Genomic DNA, 3281 nt, shown 5'->3' with positions numbered 1-3281 from the left:
GCCTGACAAGGTGGGATTACCGGACGCTTACCGTGATTCTCGGCAGGCTGCCTTTACTTCATCCCCACTGCTTGACTCACAACCGGAGCCCACCCATTTAATCCAGCTCTCGCCAGTCCCAGATCGACTAAACTACCATATAGTTCGCCGGGGCTCAGCATGGCGGCAAGTCATTGCCCATCTCGCCATTTTGATTTATATTACTTTTCGTTCAAATTGCTGTATTACGCCTTCTTCCCGCTTCTTCTACGGGGCACAGCTCAAGAGCTTGCGGCAGAGCACCTTCGCTATCTCTTCTTCGATTCGTTAGCGTTCATTGCGACAGGACCTCCAAAGACCATTACTTGCTCGGTCTTCCGACTGCACATATACACATTACGTTGCTCAACGTAATGACCGAAGCGCTGCCGCTAGGTTCTATTCGCTCCAGCTCACATTAGCCAGAAGCACGCGATCGCCTCCATCGCCTGCGCGCTGACGTTCAGGCAAGGAGGCTTAGCAGACCCAAGACTTTTAATTAATAGACAAAGTATCAGTGCTTGGTTGCAGTTCGAGGTCACCAACTACGCTACACCCCGTATCAACCTCTGTTCCATTTTCAAAGAAGTTTCCATTAAAGCTAAAGGTTTCAGCATTATCATATGTAACATTGTGGATGTGGGTGCCAGATGCGACACTTACTCCAAGCACAGACATATCTATGTCTCCGAAGTTGCCGATAAGAGACCCCGGCCACACAATTCCCGAAGTGACATTGAAAGTAGCATGCTCGTTAACATCAGAAGCGAACCACGGAAATCCGGAAAAGCTCGTAGCTCCACACCAAAGTCCGCCCGTTAGCTCAGCGTTATTTACCCGAATGCCTATCCGCCAATCTTGTCCATCGCTAAACTTTTGAATCTCTCCGTCAAGCGCCAGAGTGCATTCATATGTCGGCAAACCAAGGCAATTCAATATAGTACTGCCCACGAAAGAGAAATCACCTCCTCTTGTAGGATGCCCATGCCAACCATTATCATGATCACCGCTGCCATTAAAGTGGTAAGTGCTAGTTCCGTCACTCCATTCAACACACGGCTCAGGACCGCCCCCAGAGCAGGAGCCAGAATCCCAGCCTGCAATAGCAGATTGAGTCAGACCAAATACTGCTGCCGACAACACTAAAAAAATAGTCATCTTATCTTTCATATTTCATTCCCTTAATTTAACTTGTTAACAGAAGCACCTTTATTTCCTGCCAGACCAATTCCAAACCCGAATACGATACTGTTTTTTTGTAACTTGTTGCCCGCCACTTCTCCTCCGATAATGCTCCTTTAAATAAAAAAATAAATCAGCACATAGCAGGCATAAAAAAAGGGCTGCCATAAGGCAGCCCATAGGGACTATCTTTAATTAATAGACAAAGTTTCACTGGTGGGCTGCAATTCAAGATCTCCCACCACACTACAACCAGTATCAACCTCCGTTCCATTCTCAAATAGATTACCATTGAAGCTAAAGGTATCGGTATTGTTGTAGGTAACATCATGAATATGCGTGTTTGAAGCAACAGCTCCTCCAAATACCGAAACATCTATGTTTCCGAAATTACCAATAAGGGATCCAGGCCAAACGATACCTGAGTCTTCATCGAAGACGTCATCTTCACTAGTTTCATCTGCGTACCATGGGAAGCCACCAACGCTCACGACGCCACACAGTAGCCCACCGGTTATCGTGCTATTGTTTACTCGAATCCCGACTCTCCAATCTTGTCCATCATTAAACTTCTTAACTTCCCCCTCAAGAGTCAGCGTACACTCGATCGACGGCAAGCCCGGGCAACTCAACACGGTGGTGCCGGCAAAGGAAAAGTCACCACCATTAGGGTGCCCGTGCCAAACATTATTATCAGATCCCGTCCCGTTAAAGTGTTTGGGGCCTGTTAAATTATTATCATTCCACTCGATACAAGGCGCCGTACCAGAGACACAGGCCCCATTAGTCCAATGTGCACTAGCAGCCTGAGTCAGCCCAAATGACACAGCACCCAGTGCCGACAACATGATGATTTTCGCTTTCATAATCTTTCTCCTTTATTTCCATTTCACATGAGGAATATTTGTTATTTCCCGCCAAGCTCAAGGCGACCCTCGGCTGCCTTACTGCTTTGTTCCCACGCTTCGCTGAAGCGCCCTACTCAGCCCTTACGGACCTTCCTTGAAGCCAAGCCATTACGACCGTACCAACTCTAAAAAAATTAACAATCCATAACCAAAGTAAATTCAGATGCAAACCAGACTTTATTTATGTAACAGAAAAGACCCTTTCAAAATCAAACACTTAACCTTTCACTTCTGCGCCATTTTTGGGGAACTTCTGGGGTATTTATTGGATCTTTTCGGGAATTTTAATTACCCCAGAAGTTGCAGGGACTTCTGGGGTAATTATTATTTGGGCTAAAACGGTTGGCGAAGGTGGTTGTGGTTGGCTGCTGGGATGTTTGAGAGATGACGGAGCGGCGGTTATTCGCTTGCTAGCAAGCTTCCCACAGTGGGGGCTGTGGTTGAGGAGCGAGTGTGGAGCCATAAGGGCGGAGATGGCCTGGGGAGGGGTTGTGTGGTGAAGGAGCGGCGGTTATTCGCTTGCAGGCAAGCTCCTACAGCGGCTTTGTAGTGAGGTGGTGTGCTATTCGAGTGGGAGGTTTTTCTACACTACCCGTGTCTTTCCGCCGACAGTGTTTTCCGTCAGGGCTGACAGACCCGTCTTCGTCTCCACGCCATACTGCCCCGGTGATGTGGAAGGGGGCATGATGGATCACGATACCGGTTACAAGCTGCTGTTCTCTCACCCGAGGATGGTCAGGGATTTTCTTGAGGGATTCGTCTCCGGAGAGTGGCTCAGGAAACTCGACCTGGATTCCCTGGAAAAGATGAACGGCAGCTATGTCAGTGATGATCTCCGCAGTCGTCACGATGACGCGGTCTGGCGGGTGCGATGGGGACGGGACAGGGTTCATCTCTATCTGCTGCTGGAATTTCAATCCACCGTGGAGCGGTTTATGCCGGTACGGGTTCATACCTACACCGGATTGTTGTACCAGGACCTGATTCGCCGCCATGAGCTGGATGACAACCAGAAGCTCCCCTCCGTTCTGCCAGTCGTACTGTATAATGGAGAATCCCGTTGGCGGGCTCCGATTCATGTCCGGAATTTGATTCAGCCAGGCCCGGCGGAGTTTGCGGGACTTCAGCCAGAGCAGGCTTTTCTGCTTTTGGACCAAGGCGCTTTTGATCTGG

The 3281-nt window shown here is 48.9% G+C and carries 3 protein-coding genes; 1 reads left to right on the top strand and 2 read right to left on the bottom strand.

Annotation, left to right across the window (positions count from 1 at the left end; translation table 11 throughout):
• Positions 1-513 precede the first annotated feature (513 nt).
• Together MA04_RS21600 and MA04_RS21595 are read right to left on the bottom strand one after the other, a co-directional pair.
• Positions 514-1188 carry a hypothetical protein gene (locus tag MA04_RS21600; protein ID WP_262462818.1) on the bottom strand — a complete coding sequence of 225 codons (675 nt, stop codon included), beginning with the start codon at positions 1186-1188 and terminating at the stop codon, positions 514-516.
• A 203-nt stretch (positions 1189-1391) separates the two neighbouring features.
• Positions 1392-2066 (bottom strand): hypothetical protein, encoded by a 675-nt coding sequence (locus MA04_RS21595; protein ID WP_262462817.1) that lies wholly within the window; start codon positions 2064-2066, stop codon positions 1392-1394.
• Between the two features lie 725 nt (positions 2067-2791).
• Here MA04_RS21595 and MA04_RS21590 point away from each other — a divergent pair.
• A partial coding sequence (locus MA04_RS21590) for an Rpn family recombination-promoting nuclease/putative transposase (RefSeq protein ID WP_262462816.1) occupies positions 2792-3281 on the top strand: 490 nt, incomplete at its 3' end.

It is taken from the genome of Alloalcanivorax balearicus MACL04 (genome assembly GCF_025532145.1).
GTDB classification, from domain to species: domain Bacteria; phylum Pseudomonadota; class Gammaproteobacteria; order Pseudomonadales; family Alcanivoracaceae; genus Alloalcanivorax; species Alloalcanivorax balearicus.
This window is presented reverse-complemented; position numbering and strand designations above follow the sequence as displayed.

Bases quoted from the DNA above. Each gene is read 5' to 3' on its own strand.
- MA04_RS21600 (WP_262462818.1), bottom strand. From the start codon at position 1,188: ATGAAAGATAAGATGACTATTTTTTTAGTGTTGTCGGCAGCAGTATTT.
- MA04_RS21595 (WP_262462817.1), bottom strand. From the start codon at position 2,066: ATGAAAGCGAAAATCATCATGTTGTCGGCACTGGGTGCTGTGTCATTT.